This is a genomic window from Myxococcus llanfairpwllgwyngyllgogerychwyrndrobwllllantysiliogogogochensis (assembly GCF_006636215.1).
Taxonomy (GTDB): domain Bacteria; phylum Myxococcota; class Myxococcia; order Myxococcales; family Myxococcaceae; genus Myxococcus; species Myxococcus llanfairpwllgwyngyllgogerychwyrndrobwllllantysiliogogogochensis.
Genome location: NZ_VIFM01000004.1, coordinates 21,169 through 44,713, shown reverse-complemented (window position 1 = coordinate 44,713; position 23,545 = coordinate 21,169). Strand labels below are relative to the sequence as shown.

The 23,545-nt window shown below is 67.7% G+C and carries 21 protein-coding genes and 1 tRNA gene; 7 read left to right on the top strand and 15 right to left on the bottom strand.

Annotated elements, in window-relative coordinates:
* Positions 1-52 precede the first annotated feature (52 nt).
* From pheS to FJV41_RS01695, 11 genes are all read right to left on the bottom strand, one after another.
* The gene (gene pheS, locus FJV41_RS01745; protein ID WP_141640621.1) at positions 53-1,102 is read right to left on the bottom strand and encodes a phenylalanine--tRNA ligase subunit alpha; all 1,050 of its coding nucleotides are present in this window, start codon (positions 1,100-1,102) and stop codon (positions 53-55) included.
* 160 nt (positions 1,103-1,262) lie between these two features.
* A complete protein-coding gene (gene rplT, locus FJV41_RS01740) occupies positions 1,263-1,610 on the bottom strand; it encodes a 50S ribosomal protein L20 (RefSeq protein WP_141640620.1) in 348 nt (115 codons plus the stop codon).
* A gap of 95 nt (positions 1,611-1,705) precedes the next feature.
* The gene (gene rpmI / locus FJV41_RS01735) at positions 1,706-1,912 is read right to left on the bottom strand and encodes a 50S ribosomal protein L35 (RefSeq protein WP_141640619.1); all 207 of its coding nucleotides are present in this window, start codon (positions 1,910-1,912) and stop codon (positions 1,706-1,708) included.
* Positions 1,913-2,184: 272 nt separating this feature from the next.
* Positions 2,185-4,113 carry a threonine--tRNA ligase gene (thrS, locus tag FJV41_RS01730; RefSeq protein ID WP_141640618.1) on the bottom strand — a complete coding sequence of 643 codons (1,929 nt, stop codon included), beginning with the start codon at positions 4,111-4,113 and terminating at the stop codon, positions 2,185-2,187.
* Between the two features lie 76 nt (positions 4,114-4,189).
* Positions 4,190-4,261: transfer RNA gene (locus tag FJV41_RS01725), tRNA-Val, on the bottom strand.
* A 96-nt stretch (positions 4,262-4,357) separates the two neighbouring features.
* Positions 4,358-5,044 (bottom strand): uracil-DNA glycosylase, encoded by a 687-nt coding sequence (locus FJV41_RS01720; protein ID WP_141640617.1) that lies wholly within the window; start codon positions 5,042-5,044, stop codon positions 4,358-4,360.
* The gene (locus FJV41_RS01715; protein ID WP_141640616.1) at positions 5,041-5,826 is read right to left on the bottom strand and encodes a hypothetical protein; all 786 of its coding nucleotides are present in this window, start codon (positions 5,824-5,826) and stop codon (positions 5,041-5,043) included. Before FJV41_RS01715 ends, FJV41_RS01720 begins: the two co-directional genes overlap by 4 nt.
* A gap of 5 nt (positions 5,827-5,831) precedes the next feature.
* Complete coding sequence (locus tag FJV41_RS01710) at positions 5,832-6,989, bottom strand: AI-2E family transporter (RefSeq protein WP_181790329.1); 1,158 nt, start codon at positions 6,987-6,989, stop codon at positions 5,832-5,834.
* Between the two features lie 293 nt (positions 6,990-7,282).
* Entirely contained in the window at positions 7,283-7,696 is a 414-nt protein-coding gene (locus FJV41_RS01705) for a PEGA domain-containing protein (RefSeq protein WP_438616726.1), read from the bottom strand.
* Between the two features lie 48 nt (positions 7,697-7,744).
* Positions 7,745-8,551 carry a TP0624 family protein gene (locus FJV41_RS01700; protein WP_141640615.1) on the bottom strand — a complete coding sequence of 269 codons (807 nt, stop codon included), beginning with the start codon at positions 8,549-8,551 and terminating at the stop codon, positions 7,745-7,747.
* Between the two features lie 116 nt (positions 8,552-8,667).
* Complete coding sequence (locus FJV41_RS01695; protein WP_141640614.1) at positions 8,668-9,018, bottom strand: PilZ domain-containing protein; 351 nt, start codon at positions 9,016-9,018, stop codon at positions 8,668-8,670.
* Positions 9,019-9,182: 164 nt separating this feature from the next.
* Here FJV41_RS01695 and FJV41_RS01690 point away from each other — a divergent pair, with 164 nt between their 5' ends.
* Positions 9,183-9,911 carry an FKBP-type peptidyl-prolyl cis-trans isomerase gene (locus FJV41_RS01690; protein ID WP_141640613.1) on the top strand — a complete coding sequence of 243 codons (729 nt, stop codon included), beginning with the start codon at positions 9,183-9,185 and terminating at the stop codon, positions 9,909-9,911.
* 10 nt (positions 9,912-9,921) lie between these two features.
* Here the strand turns inward: FJV41_RS01690 and FJV41_RS01685 are convergent, their stop codons facing one another.
* The 4 genes from FJV41_RS01685 to FJV41_RS01670 form a co-directional block, all read right to left on the bottom strand.
* Entirely contained in the window at positions 9,922-10,872 is a 951-nt protein-coding gene (locus FJV41_RS01685; protein ID WP_141640612.1) for a class I SAM-dependent methyltransferase, read from the bottom strand.
* Between the two features lie 30 nt (positions 10,873-10,902).
* Complete coding sequence (locus FJV41_RS01680; RefSeq protein WP_246136935.1) at positions 10,903-12,888, bottom strand: hypothetical protein; 1,986 nt, start codon at positions 12,886-12,888, stop codon at positions 10,903-10,905.
* Between the two features lie 207 nt (positions 12,889-13,095).
* On the bottom strand, positions 13,096-13,299 hold the full coding sequence (locus tag FJV41_RS01675; RefSeq protein ID WP_141640610.1) for a cold-shock protein: 204 nt from the start codon (positions 13,297-13,299) through the stop codon (positions 13,096-13,098).
* 117 nt (positions 13,300-13,416) lie between these two features.
* On the bottom strand, positions 13,417-15,249 hold the full coding sequence (locus FJV41_RS01670) for a M2 family metallopeptidase (protein WP_141640609.1): 1,833 nt from the start codon (positions 15,247-15,249) through the stop codon (positions 13,417-13,419).
* A gap of 238 nt (positions 15,250-15,487) precedes the next feature.
* Between FJV41_RS01670 and FJV41_RS01665 the strand changes: the two genes are divergently transcribed.
* The 6 genes from FJV41_RS01665 to FJV41_RS01640 all read left to right on the top strand — a co-directional run bounded on the left by FJV41_RS01665 (position 15,488) and on the right by FJV41_RS01640 (position 23,378).
* Positions 15,488-16,582, top strand: coding sequence for a DHH family phosphoesterase (locus FJV41_RS01665; RefSeq protein WP_141640608.1), 1,095 nt, complete (start codon positions 15,488-15,490; stop codon positions 16,580-16,582).
* Positions 16,583-16,636: 54 nt separating this feature from the next.
* The gene (locus FJV41_RS01660) at positions 16,637-17,152 is read left to right on the top strand and encodes a thioredoxin-like domain-containing protein (protein WP_254614449.1); all 516 of its coding nucleotides are present in this window, start codon (positions 16,637-16,639) and stop codon (positions 17,150-17,152) included.
* Positions 17,153-17,327: 175 nt separating this feature from the next.
* On the top strand, positions 17,328-19,271 hold the full coding sequence (locus FJV41_RS01655) for a carbohydrate binding domain-containing protein (protein ID WP_141640606.1): 1,944 nt from the start codon (positions 17,328-17,330) through the stop codon (positions 19,269-19,271).
* A gap of 147 nt (positions 19,272-19,418) precedes the next feature.
* Entirely contained in the window at positions 19,419-21,089 is a 1,671-nt protein-coding gene (locus tag FJV41_RS01650; RefSeq protein WP_141640605.1) for a DUF1800 domain-containing protein, read from the top strand.
* A gap of 3 nt (positions 21,090-21,092) precedes the next feature.
* On the top strand, positions 21,093-22,634 hold the full coding sequence (locus tag FJV41_RS01645; protein WP_141640604.1) for a DUF1501 domain-containing protein: 1,542 nt from the start codon (positions 21,093-21,095) through the stop codon (positions 22,632-22,634).
* A 237-nt stretch (positions 22,635-22,871) separates the two neighbouring features.
* Positions 22,872-23,378 carry a hypothetical protein gene (locus FJV41_RS01640; RefSeq protein ID WP_141640603.1) on the top strand — a complete coding sequence of 169 codons (507 nt, stop codon included), beginning with the start codon at positions 22,872-22,874 and terminating at the stop codon, positions 23,376-23,378.
* Positions 23,379-23,545: the final 167 nt, after the last annotated feature.

Below are 23,545 nucleotides of genomic sequence, written 5' to 3'. Positions count from 1 at the left end.
CGGCCACGCCACCCCGCCAGGCGGGAGGCTCGGGCGGCCGCGCCCGAAGGACTCAGAACTGCTCGAGGAACCGAGCGTCGTTCTCGAACATCATCCGCAGGTCGTCGATGCGGTAGCGCAGCATGGCGATGCGCTCCACGCCCATGCCGAACGCGTAGCCCGTCACCTCGCCCGGGTCATACCCCGCGGAGGTGAACACGTTGGGGTGCACCATTCCGCTGCCCAGCACCTCCAGCCAGCCCGTCTGCTTGCACACGCGGCAGCCCTTGCCGCCACACGAGGTGCAGGAGATGTCGACCTCCGCCGACGGCTCGGTGAAGGGGAAGAACGACGGGCGGAAACGCGTGCGCGTGTCCGAGCCGAAGAACGCCTTCACGAACGCGTCCAGCGAGCCCTTCAGCTCGGCGAACGTCACGTCCTTGTCCACCAACAGGCCTTCCACCTGGTGGAACATCGGCGTGTGGGTGATGTCCGAGTCGCGGCGGTACACCCGCCCCGGCATCACCGCGCGGATGGGCGGCTTGCGCTGCAGCATGTACCGCACCTGCACCGGCGACGTGTGCGTGCGCAGCAGCACGGAGCTGTCCGCCTTCTTCGCGTGCCCCAGTGACGGCTCGTCCACGTAGAACGTGTCCTGCATGTCCCGCGCGGGGTGGTCCTTCGGGAGGTTCAGCGCCTCGAAGTTGAAGTAGTCCAGCTCGATTTCGGGGCCCGCGGCCACGTCGAAGCCAAGCCGGGAGAACGTCCGGACGATGTCCTCCATCGTCCTCGACACCGGGTGCCGGCTCCCCGGCGCCACCGCGCGACCGGGCAACGTCACGTCCAGCCCGGGCCCCTGGAGCTGGGCCTCCAGCGCGGCGTCTTCCGCGCGCTGCGTGGCCTCGGCGAGCAGCTTCTCCAGCTCCGCCTTGACGATGTTGGCCACCTCACCCAGCGCCCGTCGCTCCTCAGGGGGCAGCTTGCCCATGCCGCCAAGGACTCCGGACAGCTCGCCCTTCTTGCCCAGGTAACGGACCCGAAGCGCTTCCACCGCGGGCAACTCGGACGCCCCCGCGATCTCCCGCCGAGCGGCCTCCGCCAACGCCTGCAACCTGTCCCGCATGGCCTTGTCGCCTCCGTTGCACGGCCCCTGGACGCATGGCCCATCGGGGCAAAAAAAAGGGCCGCCCTGGAGAGGCAGCCCGTTTACTCACGCAGGCGGGCGGCCCGTGAAGGCCACCTCACCCGCTCTGTCGCTGGCCCTCAGGGAGGACCGGCGTGAATCAGGCCGCCTTCGCGATGTTGGCGATGGCCGCGAAGCCCGAGGGGTCCGCGATGGCCATGTCCGACAGCACCTTGCGGTCCAGGCTGATCTTCGCCTTCGCCAGGCCGGCGATCAGCTTCGAGTAGGACAGGCCGACCGTGCGGGCCGCCGCATTGATGCGGACGATCCACAGGCGACGGAAGTCCCGCTTGCGCTGCATGCGGTCGCGGCTGGCGTAGTCCAGGGCGCGCTCAACCGCCTGGTTCGCCCGGCGGAAGCAGTTCTTCCGGCGGCCGCGGAAACCCTTGGCCAGCTTCAAAATCTTATTGCGACGGCGACGAGCCTTTACACCCTTCTTGACGCGCATGTTTCACTCACTCCGGACTGCGTAGGTTGTCAGCCCCCGCGCGGTGCCGGCTTCACGCCGCTCCGCCAAGGGCCACGAGGTTGCCGAGCCGTGGCTCAGGCCCCGTAGGGGAACATTTCCTTGATGACCTTCTTCGCATCCATGTCGCGAAGATGGCTGGTGCCGCGGTTGCCGCGCTTCTGCTTCGGCGTCTTGGCGTGAGTGAAGAGGTGCTTGCCGTAGGCCTTGCCGTGCTTGACCTTGCCGCTCTTCTTCACCTGGAAGCGCTTCTTCGCGCCACTGCGGGTCTTCAACTTCGGCATCGTCCTGATTCCTTCCTTACAGCGTGCCGTCAGCGTCACGGCCTCTGGCGTTTTCACCCAAGGCCACGGCGGGAGCCGGCAGCCTCTACCACTATTTCTTTTCAACTGGAATGGCTACCGCCGACCGCACGCCAAGCCGTCGACCTACCGTCCCCGCGCCCCCTGCCCTTTCGGGCTGGGTGCGACGATTCCTACAAAAGTGCCCCAAGATACTTGGGCATGACGGGGAGTCAAGACCTGTCCGCAATGCACGGACCACCCCGTCCAACGGCCTACGGCAGGGCGGTCTCCTTGGCCAACAGGGCCTCGAAGTCCGCAAGCTTCATGCTCTTGAGGTCCTCGCCCCCGTACCGGCGGGGCGCCACGCCCTCCGCGGCGACCTCGTTGTCGCCCACCACGAGGGTGAACGGAATCTTCTGGAGCTGCGCCTCGCGGATCTTCGCGTTGAGGGACATGCCGCGGTCGTCGAAGTCCACCCGGAAGCCCTTGGCCCGCAGCGTGTCGCGCACCTTGCGCGCGTAGTCCGCCTGCCGGTCCGCCACGACGACGATGACCGCCTGGATGGGCGACAGCCACGCCGGGAAGGCCCCCGCGAAGTGCTCGATGAGGATGGCGGTGAAGCGCTCGAAGGAGCCGAAGATGGCGCGGTGGAGCACGACGGGCCGGTGGAGCGCGTTGTCCTCGCCCACGTAGGACAGGTCGAAGCGCTCCGGGGCCAGGTAGTCCAGTTGCATGGTGCCCAGCTGCCAGCGGCGCCCGATGCTGTCGGACACCGTGAAGTCGATCTTCGGGCCGTAGAAGGCGCCGTCGCCCGGGGCCAGCTCGTACTCCAGGCCCAGCGACTCGAGCGCCGTCTTCAGGCCCGCCTCGGCGCGATCCCACAGGGAGTCATCCCCCAGCCGCTGCTCCGGACGCGTGGACAGCTTCACCGCGTACGTCAGGCCCACCGCCTTGTAGACGTGGTCCAGCAGCTTCACGAAGCGCTTCACCTCGTCGGTGATCTGCGCCTCCGTGCAGTAGATGTGCGCGTCGTCCTGCGCGAACTGGCGCACCCGGGTGAGGCCGCCGAGCGAGCCCGCCGCCTCGTTGCGGTGCAGCACGTCCTGGGTGTGCAGGCGCAGCGGCAGGTCGCGGTAGCTGTGCTTCTTGAAGCCGTAGAACAGGTGGTGCGACGGGCAGTTCATCGGCTTGAGCGAGAAGTCATGCTCACCCGACTCACTGTCGAGCACGAGGAACATGTTCTCCTTGTACTTGCCCCAGTGGCCGCTCGTCTCCCAGAGGCCCTTGTTGAACATCAGGGGCGTCTTGATCTCCACGTAGCCGTCATTCGCCGTGAGCCGGCGCATCCAGTCGGAGAGCGTCTGGTAGAACGTCGTGCCCTTCGGGGTCCAGAAGGCGGCGCCGGGCGCGTACGGGTGGAAGTGGAAGAGGTCCAGCTCCTTGCCCAGCTTGCGGTGGTCGCGCTTCTTCGACTCCTCGATGCGCGTCAGGTACTCCTGCATCGCCTTCTTGTCGAAGAAGGCCGTGCCGTAGACGCGCTGGAGCATCGGGTTGCGGTGGTCACCGCGCCAGTACGCTCCGCTGGACGAGAGGATCTTGATGACGCCGATCTTCCCGGTGCTCGGGGCGTGGGGCCCCAGGCAGAAGTCCACCCAGTCGCCGTGGGTGTAGAGGGTGAGCGTCTTGGCGCCGCGCGCGGCGATGTCCTTGACGATCTCCACCTTGAACTTCTCGCCCTTCTCCTCGAAGAGGCGAATGGCGTCGTCCATGGAGATTTCGGTCCGGACGAACGTGAGGTCCCGCTTCAGCTCGGCGTTCGCCTCGGCCTCGATCTTCTCCAGGTCGTCGGGCGTGAACGGCTTCTCGCGGAAGAAGTCGTAGTAGAAGCCCTCCTCCGTCGCGGGACCGATGGTCACCTGCGTGCCGGGGAAGAGCTTCTGGACGGCGCTGGCCACCACGTGGGCCGCGTCGTGCCGGATGAGCTCCAGGGACTCCGGGCTCTTGGGCGTGAAGATCTGCAGCTTCGCGTCCTCGTCGAGCTTCCGGGCCAGGTCCATGTCCTGACCGTTCACCCGAGCGAACAGCGCGGCCTTCGCCAGGCCGGCACCGATGCTCTCCCGAACGAAGTCCGCGATGGTGGTCCCCCGGGCGGCCTGCTTCTGACTGCCGTCGGGGAGGGTGACCGTGATCATGTCGGACATGCGATACCTCGGAAAAACCGCGGGCGGCAGGGCTCTTGAAAGCCGTGCCGCCCGCTGGAGATCACATCAACTGTGTTGGGTCGTAGTGGGATCGAACCACTGACCCCTACCGTGTCAAGGTAGTGCTCTACCGCTGAGCTAACGACCCGGTGCTGAGGTGGCGCGGGGAATAACAGCGGGCTCCCGTAGCTGTCAAGCAAACACGCGACTACGCATCCGATCTTCCCAATTTCCCGGCGCGTCCCTACGGCTTCGCTGCGATCAGCGCTCGGACCCTCGCCATCACCACATCGAACATGGCCGGCGTCAGCCGCCCCGTCTGCGTGTTCTGCTGACTGACGTGGTAGCAGCCCAGGAGGATCCGCCCATCCGGGAGCTCCAGCTCCGCCCCGTGTCCGAACGCGGGGCGCGGCGATCCGAACTTCATTCCGGTCCGCTCCAGCGAGGCGAGCGCCGCGTTCCAGCCGATGGCCCCTAGGGCGAGCAGCACCCGGGCGGGCAACAGGGCCATCTCCCGATCCAGGAACGGCGCACAGCGAGCCAGCTCCTCGGGAAGCGGCTTGTTGTCCGGTGGAGCGCAGCGGGCGGCCGCCACGATGAAGGCATCCCTCAGCGCCAGCCCGTCCTCCCGGTGCTCACTCGTCCCCTGGTTCGCGAACCCCGCCCGGTGCAGTCCCGCGAAAAGGAAGTCCCCGGACCTGTCTCCGGTGAACATGCGCCCCGTCCGGTTGGCCCCATGCGCCGCCGGCGCCAGGCCGACGATGACGAGCCTCGCCCGCGGATCTCCGAAGCCCGGCACCGGCCGCCCCCAGTAGGTCCACTCGCGGTACGCGCGGCGTTTCACCCGGGCGACTTCCTCGCGCCACTCCACCAGCCGGGGACAGCTCCGGCACGACGAAATCTCCTGATGCAGCTGCTCCAGCTTCGTCACCGCGCGCTCCCGCTCACCGCGGCCTCCAGCCGCTCGACCCAGGCCCGGGCATAACCCAGGGACTCCGGGTCCGCGCCCACTTCAAGCTCCAGCTCCGTGGCCGGCTCCTGGACGAACAGCGCGACGAGGGTCACCTCATCCAAGGGCTCCCTCACGCGGATCCGCCGGACAGCGCCTCCCAGCGCCCTCCCCTTCGCGTCGGTCCACAACAAGACCCTCGAAGCCGAAGACCTCCAGGACCACGCGCCGAGAGCCACGTCGCGCCCACCCAGCGCGATGGGCCCCAGCAGCTTCGCACCCGGGAGCTGCACGAACTCGCCCCAGCCCGCCAGGCTCGCATCCTCGGGCCCGGGAAACCACGCCACCCGCGAGGGCCTCACGTCCGCCACGCGACTGGCGACGTCCACATCGAGCACCCCGCGGACCTCCACCGCCACGGCCCTGGGCCCCAGCCGGTGGTGCCAGCCCGACGCGTCGAGCGTCGACGAATCCACCCAGAGCCCCACCCGGGGTGCCCGCCCGAGCTGCCGCGCATGCGCCTCCAGGAGCGGCGGACGGACCTGGACATAGACCTCGGGGAAGCTCTTGAGCGCCTCCAGCGTCGAGTCTCGCAACATGTTCGAGCGGGTGCTCAGCCACAGCACCGTCCCGCTGCCAGCGAGGGAGCGCAGGGCATCCGCGTCTACCGACTCATCCACCCGGAGGTGGAGCCGATAGTGAGGCAGCGTCAGGCTGGCGGGGCCTGGAGCCTGCGCCAGCACCGCCGCCAGCAACACCGCCACGCCGATCACTTCGAGCGAGCCTCGCCCGTGTACAGCGAGGTCCGCTGGTAGCGCTGCACCACCACGCTCAAGACAACCTTGAGGATGGCCGCCACCGGCACCGCCAGGAGGATGCCCACGAAGCCGAACAGCTCACCGAACGCCAGGATGGCGATGATGACCGCTACCGGCGCGAGCCCCACCTTCTCTCCGACAATGCGCGGGGTGATGACGAAGCCCTCCAGCATCTGGCCGAAGATGAACGTGCCCGCCACCACGCCCAACTGCCAGGGCCCCTGCCACGACAGCATCAGCCCCACCAGCGAGAGCACGATGCCGAGCCCCGTCCCCAGGTACGGCACCATGTTGCCGAACCCGGCAATCACCCCGATGACGATGGCCATGTCGATGCGCGCCACCGACAGGCCCGCCGCGTAGATGACCGACAGCATCGCGCCCACCGTCAACTGCCCGCGCACGAAGGCGGACAGCACCTCGTCGACCTCCGCGAAGCGACGTCCCACCAGCCCCACCGCGCGTCGCGGCAGCAGGTCCTTCAGCCGCCCCATCAGTCGCGGGTAGTCCTGCAGGAAGAAGAAGGCCAGCACCGGCACCACCGCCAGCCCCAGCAGCGTCACGACGAACCGCGCCGTGTTGCCCGCGAAGGCCGCCAGGAGGCGCGCGGCGGCGGGGCCCGCGCTCTGCACCAGGTCCGACGCCTGCTGTCCCAACTCCGTGGTGCGCTGCCGCACCAGGTCCGGCACCGAGCGCCCCAGCAACCCCTCCAGCCGAGGCACCACCTGCGTGCTCGCGCGACGGAAGAAGTCCGGCAGCTTCAGCGCCTCGTCACGAAACACCGGGACGAGATAGAGCACCGCGCCCACCATCAGCAGGGTCCCCGCCACGAAGACCACCGTCGTCCCCAGCGTCCGATCCAACCCCCTGCGCTCCAGGGCCGTCACCATCGGATTGAAGATGTAGGCTCCGGACAGCGCCAGCAGCACCGGCACCGCCACGCCGCCGAACACCGCCAGCAGCGCGAACACCAATCCCAGCGAGCCCACCATCACCGCCGACCACCACAGGTCGATGCGGCGAGCCTCGACCTCCGTCAGCTCGACCTCCGGCACCGCGGCTACCAGCGGCGACGGCGCTTCCTTCACGGAGTGAAGCACGGGAGGCACTGGCGCCTGGCTCACCGACCCGGGGCTGCTCTTCTTGTTGTTGCGGCGTCCGATGACCCACTCCTCTTCCACGAATCGTTCGTGGATTACGGCTTCTTCAAGCCGTCATTGCGCATCCCGAAAGCGTCCAGCTTAGGCCCCGTCGGGCCTCAGACGGAAAGGCCCGGCCCCACGGCTCATCATCGCCCAGGCTTCCAGGGAAACCACGAGGGCATCCGTGGCGCGGTCCCGCCTGGTTGGATGAACGGTAGGCAGCCCCCTTGGACATCCCCGCCGCGAACCGGCGACACCCGTCACGGAGTGCTTCCCCCGGGCGCGCTCTCCGAGGAGCGCAGTTGGATGGTCAGCCTCGCCCGGGCACCACTGGGCTCGTAGTACGTCGTATAGGGCCAGTACCCCTGCTTCTTCACTTCGATTTGATGCAGGCCCGTCCCCAGCGTCAGCCCCCGGGGATTGCCGGCGTAGTCGCTGCATGCGCCCTGGAGCACGCCGTCCAGATACACCTCGGCGTCATCGGGCTCACAGCGCAGCACCACGTCTCCACTCGTGCCCTGGGCACCGGCCATCAGCTCGCGCGCCCGCGCCATCGAGTCGGGCTCCTGCTGCGCCGCGCACCCCAGCAGTGACAGCAGGAACAATCCCGCGCCGTACCTCGGCCACCGTCCCACCCGCGCACCACTCACCCCATCACCCTGTCGACCTTCCACCGAAGTCCCCTGCCGCGCGGAACCGGGCCTCGGGAGCCAGCATCCGCGCTACTGCGTGACGATGACGACACGGCCCTCGGCCAGGAAGCCCGTGTTGACCTCTCCCAGCGTCTTCACGTCATCCGAGGCGAGCACCAGGTCGGAGCCCTTCAACCCGGTGGCCTTCACCACCATGGGCTTCTCTCCCACCAGCGCGGCCTTCTTCGCCGCATCCAGGCTGTTGAACCACGCGGCGACACCGGTGGACTCGCGGACCTCGCTCGCGAGCGCACCCGCGCCGTAGAGCGCCTTGCCCGCCGCATCCAGCAGCCGGGGCGCGAGCACGGGCTTGAGCCCCAACCCTCGCGCATCCACCACGAGGCCCGTGTACTTCTTCGCGCCCGCGCTGTTGAAGACGATGGTCGCTCCCGGTGCGGGCACCACCAGCGCGGACGTAATCGCCGCCAGCGGCACCTCCACATCCAGCTCCACGCCACTGTCCGAGAAGAAACGCTTGGCGACGACCTTGTGGCCACGGACCGCCGTCTCCACCCGCTCGCGCACCTCGCTCCGCGCCATCTCGTCGCCGACGCTCCGCCCCGCGCTCAACTGCAGCGTGCGCACCTGCTCGAGGAGATTCTTGGACGCATCCTGCTTCGCGGAGCGCTCGGCCCCCAGGCGCGCCTGCCCCGGATTCGCCGCCTTCAAATCGGGAGCACCCGCCCCGGTCGCCCGAAGCACCTGCCCCTCCCAATTCACGCCCACACTCCCCACCGGACGGACAACCTCAACGGTGGGGACGGGCTTCGCAGCCTTGCCCTGGCCGAACGCCGACAGAGGCACGGCCAGCAACACCGCCCATCGCAAATGCCGCATGGAGCTCCTCCCGTCCTCACCCGATACCTTGGGTAGTCCCAGGGCAGAATGGCTGCCCATTCAAGGAGCCCGCCTCCTTGGAAGTCAAGACAACCTCCGAGGAGCAACGCGTCGCGTCAGTTCTCGCTGCCCGGGCGGCCGTGACGGTCGACGTAGGCGTCAATCATCTTCCGGTGCCGCTCGGTGAGGAGGGTGAACTTCACGCCGGAGCGCTCGCCGCGTTTGGCGGTGGACAGCTCCACCCACTCGCGTACGACTTCGCCTTCCGCGTAGATGATTTCTTCCGAGCCCGGGAGCTGGAACTGGAGGCCCACGCGCTTGGCTTCGTGCTGGGGTTCAATCAACCGTGCCAGACTCACCCCTTCCGGGCTGATGTCCGCGGCCCGCGACATGTACGGCACGCCGCCCATGTACTTGTTCAGGTAGATGTCGAGGGGCGCCCGCTTCGCCTTCCGCTTGTCGCTCATCGCTCCGTCGCCTCCGCTGCGTGCAACAGGTTGCTCCGGGGTTGAAGCAACCTGGATGCAGGGTAGAGGCAGGTGCTGAACTCGCAAGAAAACGACCCACCACTCCGTGCTGGGCGCGAGCGCGTGGGCCCTATATTCCAGCCCACATGATGAAAGGTGGAAGCATGCGAACGACGATGTGCATGGCGACACTCGCCCTGGTGCTTGGCACCACGGGAGCACACGCCCAGGGTGGCGGCGCGGCGAAGAAGTCCGAGCCCACGGCGAAGGCTCCCTCGGCCCCGACTCCTCCTCCCGGGGAACTCTCCGAGGACGGAAAGACCATCTACGCGCTCGGCGTCAGCGTGGGGAAGGACCTCTCCCTCTTCGCCCTCACGCCAGAAGAAGTCCTCATCCTCCAGCGCGGCGTCGCCGACGGAATGGCCGGCACTGCCACCGTCGAGCCCAAGGAGTACGCGCCCAAGATTCAGGCGTTCGCGAAGTCGCGTCAGTCCCAGGCCGGCAACGCGGCGCTGGAGCGCGCGGCGAAGGAGCCCGGCGCGGTGAAGCTGCCTACGGGCGTCATCTACCGCGAGACGCAGGCGGGCAACGGCAAGAGCCCCCGCGTCACCGACACCGTGAAGGTCCACTACGAAGGGCGACTGGTGGATGGCTCGGTGTTCGACACGTCGGCCAAGCGCGGCATCCCCGTCGAGTTCCCCCTCAACGGCGTCATCGCCTGCTGGACCCAGGGCGTCGCGCGGATGAAGGTGGGCGGCAAGGCGAAGCTCACGTGCCCCGGCGCCACCGCGTACGGCGAGCGCCCTCCTCCGGGCTCGCGCATTCCGCCCAACGCCGTCCTCGTCTTCGACGTGGAGCTGGTGGACATCCCCGGCGACACGTCCCGGCGGTAAGCCGCGCGGCTCACTTCACGCGACGAATCCAGAAGCTCCCAGGCCAGTCCACGGGAGCGCCTCGATACGACGGGAAGGCCTGACGCAGTCGGTCCGCATGCGTCAGGTGCATGAAGCTGCTGCCCCAGAGCACCTCGAAGCTGTCATTGAAGGACAGGAACGCCTGGAGCAGGTACTGCTCCGTCCAGAAGCGCCGGTGCTCCAGCACCCAGGACCTGGGGTACTCCGCTGGCAGGAAGATGTCGTGGATGTGCACCACCACGCCCTTCTTCAACCGGGGCAGCAGCTCCAGGAACTCCACCTGGACGTCACTGCCCACCTTCAACACGTGGCTCGAGTCGATGAAGAGGATGTCGTTCTCCTCCAGCCTCGCCACCTCCGACAACGGAATGTCCTGCGCCTTCATCGGCTCCAGGCGCGTCAGCCCGGGGAAGCCCGCGCGCAGCACGTCGCTCGGATAGGGCTCGAACGCCACCAGCTCACACGCGGGCGCGCCGTGTGATTCATTCACCCGGCACGCCTGCGCGGCCAGTCGCGTGGACCAGCCCGAGCCAATCTCGAAGAGCCTGCGCGGTTTGAGTTCCCGCACCAGGCAGTACAACAGCTCCGCGTCCACCGTCCCGAACGCGCTGTTGTCCAGGTGGAACTCGTGCGGGACGCCCGTGGGCTCGCGCGGGAAGGCCGTGTATTCGTCGCGATACTGCGTGGAGAGGCGCTCCAGGAGTTCAAGCTGCCTGGACTCGCGCAGGTCCACGCCCACCAGCTCCGAGCGCGCGCCCCAGAGCGACTCCGGCAGCGAGCTTGTGTCGGGGATGGGCTGATAGAAGTGGTTCGGCGTGACGTGGTAGCCGCTCCGCTCGAAGACCTGGAACAGCCGAGGGTCGTCGAGCAGCCCGAGCCGCCGGCCTCCGTTCACCAGTCCTTGGGCCAGCAGCTCCTTGAGTCGACGCTTGATGGGCATGTGCGGCGCGCAGCCTACCACCGCGTGAGACTACGGCTTCCCCTTCAACGCGGCCTCCGTCGCCCGCAGCAGCGGCTCCGCGCTCACCGGTGCGCCCGTCGCATGCGTCATCCACACGTCCGGCGTCACCGAGCCATAGGTCGCCATCCGCTCGAACTCCGCGCCCAGCGGCCCCTTGCGAGACAGGTGTTCTTCAATCTGGAACGCGATGAGGTGCCCCAGCGGATAATCCGGCAGGTATAGCGGGTAGCTGATCATGTGGCTGTAGATGGCGAGCAGCGTGGTCCCCTCGCCCCCCAGCACCGGCGCGAAGTAGCGGGCCCACACGTCGCGGGAGATCGACACCACCGCCTCACGCAGCTCCGCGGCCGTGGCCTCCGGATGCGCGTACAGCCAGTGCCACACGCCCATGTCCACCATCGCGATGCCCGAGCGCTCCCACGTCTGCCAGAAGTCTCCGAGCACCCGCTCCCGCTCGCTGGCCGCATCCGGCTTGCCCAGCCCCAACAGCTCCAAATCCCGCGCCTGGAACACGAAGGCCAGCGCCTCCGTGAAGGCGTTGTTGGGGACACCCGTGAGCAACGTGTGGTCCACGCCGTAGAGGCTGAAGGCCTGCTCCACGTTGTGCCCCAGCTCGTGCACCGCGATGTTGTAGCCCTTGTAGCTCATGCCCTCCTTCTCCACGCGCGTGCGCAGCCGAGGGAAGTCCCCTCTGCGCATCGCCTGCTGGGCATGTCCCGCCCCCCGCGAGGCATCCACGCGGATGTGCGCCGCGAGCCAGTCCGCCTTCTGCGCGCTGAACCCCATGCCGCGAAGGATGCGGGGCAGGTCTTGCGCAAACGCCTCCGCGCTCGGGTAGCGCTTGCGAGTCAACGCATCCAGCTCCGACTCCGGCCGCTGGGCGCCCGGCTTGAACCCCGCATACCAGACGTCCTGCGGCTCCAGCTTCCGGCCCAGCCTTGTCTCAATCTCCTTCGCCACACGCGGCACCAGCGGGGACTCCAGCACCTGCGCCAGCAGCGCCTTCACCCGCTCCTCGGGCAGCTCCCGACCCAGCTCGAAGGCGCGAGCGATGCGCGTGGGCGCCACCGGCACGAACGGGTCCGCCCTGCGCGCGGCCTGGAAGATGGCGAGCAGCCGCGCATAGCGCACGTCCTGCTCCCGCGTCGCGTCCGCCTTGGCTTCCTTCGATGGCGCATCCGCCTCCACCGTGTCCGCCGGCGCCACCGTCACGACGTTGGTGTATGGGTTCCAGTCCAGCCTCGGGTTGTCGATGACGGCCGCCGGAATCGTCTGGGTGATGATGCGCTCCATCACCTGGACGATCATGCGCTGCTTCTCGCGCCCTCGCGGGTCCGCGTAGTCCGCCTTCAGCTCGTCGCGCAGGTTCCAATGGCTGATGAGCCGCAGCCCCTTCGGGAAGAGCCGCTCGCCGCGCTCGTCCAGCAGGTGATGCATCCACACGTTGTACTCGGCGATGTAGAGGTTCGCCGCCGCCACCTCACGCGAGGACTCCTGGGCGATATCCGCGGGAACCCGCATGCTGAAGCGCCCGGCGAGTCTCGCCTCCGCCCACTGCCTGCGCGTCCACGTGGGCCCCTTCTCCGTACGCTCCGACAGCGTCGTCAGCGGGAAGTTGAGCAGCACCACGAAGGCGACCTTCGCGCGGAACAGGTCCTCGGTGACGTGCGAGGACGGGTCATACGCCGCCACCAGCGGCTCCACCGGCAACAGCGGCCCCAGGTCCAGGTCCGTGTACCACTGCGTCTCGCGCCCCAGCTCGAGCATGTGCCCATCCAACTGCTCGAACAGCCGCTCCAACCGGGCGAACGTCGCGTCCAACACCCGCGCGTCCGACACGAACTGCTCACTCACGAAGACAGACAGGTCTCCGTCCTCGGCCCGCCATTGCAGGGCGACCTGATCGACGCCCCGCTCGATGCGCGCGCGAGACGCCTCCCCGTGTTTCGCCACGAGTCCAGCCTTCACCGCCGCCAGGTCGAACGCGGGCTTCATGGCTCGGGACTCCTCCGGCGCAATGACAGGGGGCCGTGCGGGGGTGGCACATCCCAATGCCAACAACAGAGGCCAGGAACGGACGGCGGAAAAGAAGCGTGGCTTTGGAGAGGACATGGGCAGGCACCAGAAAGCACGAAGGGCCCGACCTTGGCAGGCCGGACCCTCATGATGCATCCAGGAAGTCGTTGCGAACGACGTCGGGAATCAGCCAGCGCGGACGTTCTGCGCCTGCAGACCCTTGGGGCCGCGGGCCACTTCGAACTCCACCTTCTGCCCCTCCTGAAGGGTGCGGAAGCCATCCATGTTGATGGCGGTGTGGTGGCAGAACACGTCCTCACCACCGCCGTCCTGGGTGATGAAGCCGAAGCCCTTCGCATCGTTGAACCACTTCACGGTACCAGTAGCCATTCGATTTCTTCTTCTTTCGTCACGGACGCGAAAATCCGCCGTCCGGTCCTACCGAGCGAACCCTAAAGGACCCGGGGAATCTATGCGGCCTTTCCCCGGGAAGTCCACTTCAGCAGGCTACCAGCCGCACTTCTGGCCCTTGTTCTGGGCCTTCAACCACTGACGCAGCGGGCTGAAGTAATCCAGCAGTGGTGTCGCATCCATCTTCCGCGTTCCAGTGACGACCTGGAGCGCCTCCGGCCAGGGCTTGCTCGCGCCCAATTCCAGCATCGCCTGGAGCCGCTTTCCGGCCTCCTTGTTGCCGTAGATGGAGCACTCGTGCAGCGGGCCCTTGAAACCTGAAGCCTCACACAGCGCCTTGTGGAACTGGAACTGGAGGATGCGAGCCAGGAAGTACCGCGTGTAGGGGACGTTCGCCGGCACGTGATACTTGGCGCCCGGGTCGAAGTCCTGCTCGGAACGAGCCACCGGCGCGGCCACGCCCTGATACTTCTGTCGCAGCGTCCACCAGGACTTGTTGTAGTCCGCCGGCTTCACGCGGCCGGAGAAGACCTCCCAGCGCCACTGGTCCACCAGCAGGCCGAAGGGCAGGAACGCCACCTTCTCCAGCGCGTCCTTCATCTGGAGGTTGATGAGGTTCTTGTCGTTCTTCGCCACTTCCTTCAGCAGACCGACCTGCTGGAGATAGGCGGGGGTGATGGACAGCGTCAGCGCGTCGCCAATGGCCTCGTGGAAGCCGTCGTTCGCACCGGCCTGATAGAGCACGGGCAGGTTGTAATAGTACGTGTAGTAGTAGTTGTGACCCAGCTCGTGGTGGATGGTGACGAGGTCCTCCTCGGTGGGCTTGATGCACATCTTGATGCGCAGGTCGTTCTCGTACGTCACGTCCCAGGCGCTGGCGTGGCAGACGACGTCCCGGTCCTTCGGCTTGGTGAACTGGGAGCGCTCGAAGAAGGACTCCGGGAGCGACTTGAGGCCCAGCGAGGTGAAGAACTTCTCACCCAGCCGCACCATCTTCAGCGGGTCGTAGTCCTGCTTCTTCAACTCGGAGTCCACGTCCAGGCTGGCCTGACCGGGGAACGGCTCCACCAGGGGGTAGATGTTGTTCCACTCCTGGGCCCACATGTTGCCCAACAGGTGCGCCGGAATGGGCTTGCCCGAAGGCACCTTCTCCGCGCCGTACTGCTTCGCCAGCCGGCCCCGCACGTAGCAGTGCAGGTCGTCATACAGGGGCTTCACCTGGCCCCACAGGCGCTGGGCCTCCTTCTCGAACTCCGCGGGCTGCATGTCGTAGCCGGAGCGCCACAGCGTGCCCAGGTCGTTGAAGCCGATGTCCTTGGCGCCGTCGTTGGAGATGCTCACCAGCTGCTGGTAGAGCGGGCGCATGGGCTTGGAGATGGAGTGCCAGCCCTGCCACGCATCCAGCAGCGCGTTGTAGTCACGGCTCTCCGCCATGACGTCCGACAGCTCCTCCAAATCCCTGCACTTGCCCTTGCCGTCGGCGCCGCAGTACTTGCCCTTGCCGTAGAGTCCTTCCAGCTTCGCGGCCGTCGTCGCCAGCTCCGCGCGCTTCTTCGCGTCCGAGGGCGCCGGCAACGCCTGGGACACGCGCAGCAGGTGCAGCATGCGCGCGGTGTCCGCGTCGAGCTTCAGGCCGTCGAAGCGGCGCGAGTCCTTGATGGCGCCGTTGACGTAGCCGAGCACCTCTTCGTTGACGTAGGCGGCGTTCCGCTCGGTGTCATCGGTGATGTACGTGGACTTGATCCACTCGGCGGTGGCCTGTTTCGTCCATAGCCGCTTGAGGTCCGCGTTCACCTTCTCGGCGAACTGCTTCGCCTCCTCGGGCGTGGCCTTCGCGGCGGGCGCCTGGGCAAAGCCCGGGACGGCGGTCAGCACCATGGCCGCGAGGGCCGAGCGCAGCAATGACTGCGGAAGTCGGGTCCGTTTCATGGGGCGGACCGTAGAGGAACCGCCGGCCAATGACATCCCGAAAGTAGGCCCTCAAGCACCTGCGCGCCCCTCCCACCACGTCGGCGTCCGGCCTCGTCGCCGGCTGACGCAACGCGAAAGCGCCATCGAGCGCCCCGGACGAAAGGGACGACACGCGCCCCAGGGCCCGCCCGTGGAGCAGGCGAGTCCCCTGCCCTCTCCCTCCCGAGTCCCCGGGCCGCGTTACAGCTTTGAGGCCATGCTGCTTGGACACACGAAGGACCCGACCTGGCCCGCGCCCGAGGACGCACTCACCGAGGCCCGTCGCTTCATGGAACAACAGCGCGGGAAGCGCGTGCTCGTGGTGCCCCACTCGGAGGTGGATGGGCTCGCGTCCGGCGTGCTCATCGTCCGTGCCCTGGAAGCGCTGGGTGCATCCGGCGCCCTCCGCGTGCCGGGCAAGGGAGAACATGCCCATTCGCCAGGGTTCCTCGAGCGGGTCCGCGCCTCCTCGCCCGAAGCCCTCATCGTGCTCGCCATGGGCAGCCGGGCGACACCTCTCCTCCCCACGCTCGTCGTGGACCGTCATCGAGACACCGAGCCGCTTCCCGCCGAGGTTCGCCTCCTCTCCGCGCACGGCCATGAGCCCGCCGCGAGCACCAGCCTGCTCACCTATGTGCTCGTGTCACCGCTCGTCGTGCCCGGGCCGCTGGAGTGGCTCGCGGTGCTCGGCACGGCAGGCGCGCTCGGCACCGACGCGCCCATGGCGTTCCTCAAGGACGCGCTGCGACGCGCGAACCGCAAGGCCGTGGTGGAAACGGTGTCCCTGGTGAACGCCGCGCGACGCTCCGCGCGCTTCGCCGCACCGAGGGCACTGGAGGTCCTCCTGCGCGCACGCAACGCGAAGGACGTCGCGGACGGCCACGTGCCCGGCGTGGACGAACTGCGCGACTGCCGCCTGGAAGTGCGTCGGGAAGTCGAACGCTGCGCGAAGACACCTCCACGCATCGCGACGAACGTGGCGCTCCTGCTGTTCAGCTCCGAGGCCCTGGTACACCCCCTGGTGGCCGTGAGGTGGGCGCAGCGCCTTCCCGAGCATCTGGTCATCGCCGCCAACACGGGCTACCTGCCCGGGCGCGTGGACTTCGCGCTGCGCAGCCAGGCGACCCGAGATCCGATGACCCTCCTCCAGGGACTGACGCCTTCCGCGCTGGGAGACGCGCTCACAGCGGGCCACGCCCACGCCACGGGTGGGAGCTTGTCCCAGCCCGACTTCCTCCGCTTCGCGGAGGCCGTGGGCCTACCAGGACTGCGCGCTCAAGACGTGGAGCGGCGAGGCGCGTTCCCGGGCTGATGGGATATGACAAGGGCCGTGCCACTCAAACACGCCCTCGTCGTGCTCCCTTCGCTGCTCGCGCTCGTGTCGCTGTCCGCGTGCGACTCCTCGGATGACGGGGAACTTCGCGGCTGCGAGCAGTACAGCTTCCCACTCTCCGCGCAGACGTCGTCAGGCCACCTGGCCGTCTGCGACAGCCCGGCCTGCGGCAACGGAGAGAATCCACCGAACTCCGGCCCGCACTGCGGCAACGTGGCGCGCTGCGGGGTCTACGCGGAGCCCGTGTCTCGCTGCCTCTACGTCCACAACCTGGAGCACGGGCACGCGGTGTTTCTCTATAACTGCCCCGACGGCTGTCCCGACGAGGTCGCGAAGCTCGAGGCCGCCGCGGCCAGCGTGCCCACGGGCGCAAACGGTGTGCGCCGAGCCCTGGTGGCGCAAGACCCGCAGATGCCCCAGCGCGTGGCCGCGCTGCTGTGGCGACGCACGTACCTGGCGGACGCCGTGGACCCGGAGGCCCTTCGCTGCCTCCTGGCGCACCAGGACTCGGATGCCCCCGAGCCTGGCCTTGCCTGCCCGGGCCCGTGAAACCTCGCGCATGACTCCTCGCTCGGAGCCCATGAGCGGTTCCGGCGGATGACAGTCGTCCCTCGCGGCGCGGGCCACGAATGCGGGGGCTCGCCCGTCGGTACGGAGGGCAGGCGTCCCGACGCTGGGTGCGGGCAACCGGTTTGTCGACTGCCAGCCATTTGTAGTCAGGGGCATGAAACCAACGCTCCGACGAAACCTCGCCGTGCTGGCGTTGGCGTGGCTGACAGCCGCCGTGTCGCCCGCCCTCGCTCAATCACAACCACCGGGTGTGAAGGGCCCCGTTCCCACGGGGATGCCCAATCGCCTCGCCGTGGGACTCTTCGAGGAAGCAGGTCAGAACTGGATGCGAGACAGCGGCGTCCCCTGGGACGTGCGCTACCGCTACTTCACCAAGGGCTGGGTGGACAACTGGGGTTGGGGGCAGCCCGATGGAAGCTGGGGGAAGGCCTTCCTCGATGAGTCCAAGACCCAGGGATTCATCCCCGCGCCCGTCTTCTACCAACTGTTCGCCGAGCCCGGCGGTGGTGAGGGCGAGTCGCTCGCCAAGGTGCAGAACGCGGCCACGATGCGCGGCTACTTCGGAGACCTGAAGATTTTGCTCCAGCGCGCGAAGGAGCTCGGCAAGCCGGTGCTGCTCCACATCGAACCGGACGCCGTGGGGCTCCTCCAGTTCCAGACGAACTCCAATCCCAACGCCTATGCCGCGGTCGCCGCCACGGGAATGCCCGAGCTCGCGAGCCTCCCCAACACCGTGGCCGGCTGGGGCCTCGCCTTCCTCCAGCTCCGCAAGTCCGTGGGCGCCAACAACGTCATCCTCGGCATCCACATCTCAGCGTGGGCCAGCGGCAAGGACATCTCCTGCTGCTCCGTCACCGACCCGCTCCAGCCCGAGGTGGACAAGGTCGTCAACTTCCTCAAACCCCTGGGCCTTGGAACCAACGTGACGGGCGCCACCTACGACGTGCTCGTCGGAGACCCGCTGGACCGGGACGCGGACTTCTACAAGCTGACGCGGGCCCAGGACGTCTGGTGGGATGCCAGTGACAACGCCTCCATCTCCTCGCGCTCCTTCAATCGCTACGCGCAGTGGTTGACGCTCATGAACCAGACCACTGGCAAGCGATGGGTGCTCTGGCAGATTCCGCTCGGCAACTCCCAGCATCGCAACATCAACAACGACGGCAGCACCCGCGCGGGCTATCGCGACAACCGCACCGAATACTTCTTCGGCACGAGCGGCGACGCGCACCGCCGCAAGTTCGCCAACACGGGCGTCATCGCGCTCCTCTTCGGCGCGGGCGCGGGCGGACAGAGTTCGTATCCGAATGACCTGGGCGCGGATGGACAGCCCTACCTCAAGACTCACGCGGCCCCGTTCCTCCTCGCGGGTGGACTGACCCTCCCCGCCACGGGCACCACGCTCCCCGGCTCAGGAGGGGGCACTGATGGCGGCTCGGGTGGAGGGACCGACGCGGGCACCGATGCCGGGACACGCGACGGCGGCTCGGATGGCGGCACGCGCGACGGCGGCGTGGGTGGCACTGACGCCGGGACGAGCGATGGCGGCACGCGCGACGGCGGCGTGGGTGGCACTGACGCCGGGACGAGCGATGGCGGAACGCGTGACGGCGGCTCGGGTGGCACTGACGCCGGGACGAGCGACGGCGGTAGCGCGGCTCGCGGCTACGGCTTCGAGTCCAGCACCGAGGGCTGGTCGTCGTCGGGCGCTCCACTCAAGGCCGCGACGTCCTCCACGGCGCGAGCCCAGGCGGGGACGCGCTCACTCGCGGTGCCCTTCAGCGGAACCTCGGGAACGGGCGTCGCGTCCGTCCTCACCGCCCCCGTCCCTCGCGGCGCGACCGTGACGTTCCGCGTCTGGATTCCCAGCGGCAGTGGCATCACCGCCATCCAGCCCTTCGCACTGGAAGGAGAGCCAGGCGGCTGGCGCTACACAGGGCGCTGGACGGCGATGGGCAGCCTTCAGACGGGAACCTGGAACACCGTGACGGTGGCCCTGCCCACCAACAGCACGACGCCGCTCTACCAGCTCGGTGTCGAGTTCACGACGAACAGCGGCTGGACGGGCACCGTCCACCTGGACGCCATCACCTGGTAGCCCCAGGGGCCCAAGAGTCGGGCCCCGTGGCCCCTCCAGGCCCTTCGGAATTCGCACCGGGGATCGCAACTATTTCCGGACTTCAGTGTTTTTGTTCCCGGGGGAGTCCTCTCCCCCTTCGCGAACCAACTGAAGGAGTACCTCCGGATGATTCGACGCCTCACTCTCACCCTCGCCGTGTGCGTGGCCGCATGCGCACCCGACGAGGGCCCGCCCACCTCCCATACCCCACCGCTCGACGCGCCAGGACAACAGGAGCAGCACGCCGAGCCCCTCGAGACGCCCACCGAGCCCAACACCCTGCGCTTCCTGGAGCAGGCGACCTTCGGACCCCGGCAGGCCTTTGGCGCCCCGACGCCGCCCATCGACACCGTCGAACACGTCATGACGGTGGGCATCCGTCAGGCCATCACCGACCAATTCGCCGCGCCGCGCTCCACCTTCGACGGCCTTGCGACGAAGGACCTGGGCTCGCAGTTCTTCTTCCATGCCGTCCATGGACAGGACCAGCTCCGGCTGCGCATCGCCTTCGCCCTGAGCCAGATTCTCGTCGTCTCCCAGAACGGCATCCCCAACGTCATGTCCACGCCGGAGCCCGAGCCGCGCGTGGCGATGGCCAGCTACCTCAACCTCCTGTCCCAGCGCGCGTTCGGCAACTTCCGCCAGCTCCTGGAGGACGTGACGCTGCACCCCGCCATGGGCACGTACCTGGACATGGCCAACAACCGGGCCTTCAAGCCCAACGGCCAGCCCATCGAGCCCAACGAGAACTACGCGCGGGAGATGCTCCAGCTCTTCACACTCGGCCTCCACAAGCTGAATGAGAACGGCACCCCGGTGCTCGACAACCTGGGCCGCACGACGCCCTCCTACACCGAGGCGCAGGTCCAGGCGTTCGCCCACGCCCTCTCCGGTTGGACCTATGCCGGCCCCACCTGCCCGACCATCGGCCGGACGAATCCGCCGACCTATGCGGCGCCGATGATGGACTGCGCGGTGAACCACAACAGCACGTCCAAGGAGCTGCTCCGGGGCATGTGGACCACCGCCAACGGCACGCCGCGTCAGCACCTGAAAGAGGCGCTCGACAACGTCTTCGACGACCCGAACCTGCCGCCGTTCATCTGCAAGCAGCTCATCCAGCACCTGGTCACCAGCAACCCCAGCCCCGAGTACGTGCAGGACGTGGTCAACATCTTCAAGAACAACGGCAGCGACGTCCGGGGAGACCTGCGCGCGGTGATCCGCAGAATCCTCCAGCACGACGAGGCCCGGGGCCCCGTGCCTCCCGCCGCGCAGCTCGCGACCTTCGGCCACCTGCGCTCGCCCGCGCTCCACGTCACCACGCTCGTCCGCGGCCTGAAGGGAACGCTCGACACGACGGGCACGTTGGACCCCGGCGCGAAGCTGAGCTCCTGGAGCCAATCCATGGGGCAATACGTGCCCCAGCCTCCGTCTGTCTTCAGCTACTACCCGCCCAACGCGCCCGCCCCGGGAGGAGGAGGTCTGCTCGGTCCCGAGTTCGCCATCCTGGACACGGCCACCGTCACCGCGCGCGCCAATGTGACGCATGACCTGCTCTTCGCGGCGGCCACGGCCAACGCGGGCGTCCTCATCGACCTGGACATCCTCCCCGTCAACTCCAGCGACACCGTGCAGTGGCTCAACCGCTACTTCCTGCACGGCACCATGTCTCCGGAGCTGCGGGACATCGTCCTCAATGCCATCTCCCACCCGGATGCCGGCGACACCCTGCGCAGGAAGAAGCTCGCCGTCTACCTCACGTCCCTCGCTCCCGAATTCCAGATCCAGAGGTAGCCCATGAGCTTCTCACGACGACAATTCCTCCGTGGCACCTCGCTGGGCCTGGGATATCTGGCGGTCTCCTCCCCCATGCCCGGTTGGCTCGGGAACGCCGCCGCCGCGACGCTGTCCGGTTACGCCGGCTACCGCGCGACGGTGTGTGTCTTTCTGCTGGGTGGCAATGACACCAACAACGTCCTCGTTCCCCGGGACGCCGGCATCCACGCGCAATATCTCGACGCGCGCTCCACGCTCGGCATCCCCTTGAACGACCTGCGCCCCATCAACCCCGTGGGACTGGCGCCGGGCGCCTATGGGCTCCATCCCTCGCTGGAGAAGCTCCAGGCGCTGTTCGAGCAGGAGCGCGCGGCCTTCGTCTGCAACGTGGGGCCGCTCACCCTTCCCATGCGCAAGGTCAACTACGAGCTGGGCGACGTGCCCCGTCCCGACAACCTCTTCTCGCACAGCGACCAACAGGACGCCTGGGCCAGCGGCATCTCCAACCCCTCCACCGTGGACCTGCCCCCAGCGCTCGAAGGCAAGGCCACCGGCTGGGGCGGACGCACCGCCGACCGCCTCCACACGCACAACCCCGGTGACTATCCGGAGGTGACCTCCTTCGGCGGCAAGGCCCTGTACTCCGGAGGCGCCGAGCGACAGCCGATGATGGTGTCCTCTTCGGGCGTGCTCGAGATGAAGGGGACGTCCGACGCGGACTTCAACACCCTGCGCTCGGAGGCGCTCGCGGACATCGTGGCCCTGGACCGGGGCGTCACGCTGGAGGCCTCTTACGGCGGTGTCTTCACCACCGCGCAGACCTTCGCCTCCGCGCGAGCCACCGCGCGCGCCGCCGCGTGGGATGCGCTGACCGACGACGCGCGGCTCGACATCGACGGCTACTTCACCCCGCCGCAAGGCACGACGGGCTGGACGCTGCACACGCAGCTCTACCAGGTGATACGCGACCTGGTCGCCGGCGCCGTGCCGTCCACGAGCGGAGGGCTGGGCGTGCGCCGACAGATGTTCTCCGTGGGGCTCGGCGGCTTCGACACCCACGTGGGCCAGGACGCCACGCAGACCGCGCTGCTCCTCCAGGTCGACTTCGCGCTGGACGCCTTCCAGAAGGCGATGACCCGCCTGAAGACCGAGGGCGTCTTCGGCGTGAATCCTCCCCAGTCCACGCTCTTCACCATGAGCGACTTTGGCCGGACCCTGGCTGAGAACTCAGACAAGGGCTCCGACCACGGCTGGGGCAGCCACGCCATCGTCCTGGGAGACCGGGTGCAGGGCCGCCGCCTCCACGGCACCTTCCCCAACCTGGACCTGTCCGCCGGCGCCGTGAACAACCTGGACTCCGTCGACGCCAAGGGCCGCTGGTTGCCTTCACTCTCCGTGGACCAATACGGCTTTACCCTGGCGTCGTGGCTGGGGCTGGGCGGCGTCGCTGATCGCGACCATGCCTTCCCCAATCTCACCGACTACGTCGCCGCCGCAACCTCCGGGGGCTTCCCCGCCGCCGCGCGCGCCTACCGGATTCCGTTCCTCCTGCCGGACCCCTGAGCGACGATTTTCAGAGGGGCGCGGGGTCACCTTCCCCTTCATCCACCCCGCGCCCCTCGACCCCCTGCGTCACCTTGAGCCAGGGTCAGCAATGACAACCCGGAAATGGTAGGGCCGAACCGTTGTTTCGTGCCCTACCTGATAAACCCTTGAAACCGGAGTGTTCGCTAACATACTGTGCGCATGCGTTCATGTTTCGCATGAGCGCACTCATTTTCACTTGAGGGGGACATATCCATGGCAGCAGACGCAGCGGCGAACGTTTCCGACGCTTTGGCTACAGTGGACAACATCGCCATCCAGGTCGAACAGGCGCTGTACAAACTGTATCTGGCCGTGAGCGGTACGGGATTCAAGAGCATCACCGACAAGATTTCCGTCATCTGGACGCCGGTACGCAATGTACTGAGCTCGGTGCTCAAACAAGTCGAAGGTCTCATCAAGCCGCTGATGGATCCGCAGGTCGTCACGTCCATCAAGGACGTGCTGGAAGCGGGCCGAGACCTGGTGAACTCCACGCTGGACCTGCTGCCTGACTCCGCGCGGAACCTGGCGCTGACGGGACAGCGCTTCCTGAACATCATCGTCGACTTCGTGGGCGCGGGTGTCGAGCACATCGTCGCCATCGTCGACCTGCTGCTCAACGTGGGCAAGGCCATCATCGGCGAGCTCTCCACGCTGGCGGCCACCACCATCGCCGCGCTGCGCAAGACGGGTGTGCAGATTCCCGCCACCAATCCCTGATTCAACCCCTGTCGTCTGTCGCATCTCCTGGTGTGTCGCGGGCGTCATGGCTCGCCGCCAGGAATTCCAGCGTGTCGTCACGGCCCTGCGCACGCTTTTCTCAAATCAGTGTCTATGAATAGGACCGTCCCCCATCAGGGGTGGGCGCAAGCCCAGGCACGCGGTCC

Excerpts from the sequence above, each read along its gene's own strand:
- pheS (WP_141640621.1), bottom strand. The coding sequence starts at position 1,102 with ATGCGGGACAGGTTGCAGGCGTTGGCGGAGGCCGCTCGGCGGGAGATC.
- rplT (WP_141640620.1), bottom strand. The coding sequence starts at position 1,610 with ATGCGCGTCAAGAAGGGTGTAAAGGCTCGTCGCCGTCGCAATAAGATT.
- rpmI (WP_141640619.1), bottom strand. The coding sequence starts at position 1,912 with ATGCCGAAGTTGAAGACCCGCAGTGGCGCGAAGAAGCGCTTCCAGGTG.
- thrS (WP_141640618.1), bottom strand. The coding sequence starts at position 4,113 with ATGTCCGACATGATCACGGTCACCCTCCCCGACGGCAGTCAGAAGCAG.
- FJV41_RS01700 (WP_141640615.1), bottom strand. The coding sequence starts at position 8,551 with ATGCGGCATTTGCGATGGGCGGTGTTGCTGGCCGTGCCTCTGTCGGCG.
- FJV41_RS01695 (WP_141640614.1), bottom strand. The coding sequence starts at position 9,018 with ATGAGCGACAAGCGGAAGGCGAAGCGGGCGCCCCTCGACATCTACCTG.
- FJV41_RS01690 (WP_141640613.1), top strand. The coding sequence starts at position 9,183 with ATGCGAACGACGATGTGCATGGCGACACTCGCCCTGGTGCTTGGCACC.
- FJV41_RS01685 (WP_141640612.1), bottom strand. The coding sequence starts at position 10,872 with ATGCCCATCAAGCGTCGACTCAAGGAGCTGCTGGCCCAAGGACTGGTG.
- FJV41_RS01680 (WP_246136935.1), bottom strand. The coding sequence starts at position 12,888 with ATGAAGCCCGCGTTCGACCTGGCGGCGGTGAAGGCTGGACTCGTGGCG.
- FJV41_RS01675 (WP_141640610.1), bottom strand. The coding sequence starts at position 13,299 with ATGGCTACTGGTACCGTGAAGTGGTTCAACGATGCGAAGGGCTTCGGC.
- FJV41_RS01670 (WP_141640609.1), bottom strand. The coding sequence starts at position 15,249 with ATGAAACGGACCCGACTTCCGCAGTCATTGCTGCGCTCGGCCCTCGCG.
- FJV41_RS01665 (WP_141640608.1), top strand. The coding sequence starts at position 15,488 with ATGCTGCTTGGACACACGAAGGACCCGACCTGGCCCGCGCCCGAGGAC.
- FJV41_RS01655 (WP_141640606.1), top strand. The coding sequence starts at position 17,328 with ATGAAACCAACGCTCCGACGAAACCTCGCCGTGCTGGCGTTGGCGTGG.
- FJV41_RS01650 (WP_141640605.1), top strand. The coding sequence starts at position 19,419 with ATGATTCGACGCCTCACTCTCACCCTCGCCGTGTGCGTGGCCGCATGC.
- FJV41_RS01645 (WP_141640604.1), top strand. The coding sequence starts at position 21,093 with ATGAGCTTCTCACGACGACAATTCCTCCGTGGCACCTCGCTGGGCCTG.
- FJV41_RS01640 (WP_141640603.1), top strand. The coding sequence starts at position 22,872 with ATGGCAGCAGACGCAGCGGCGAACGTTTCCGACGCTTTGGCTACAGTG.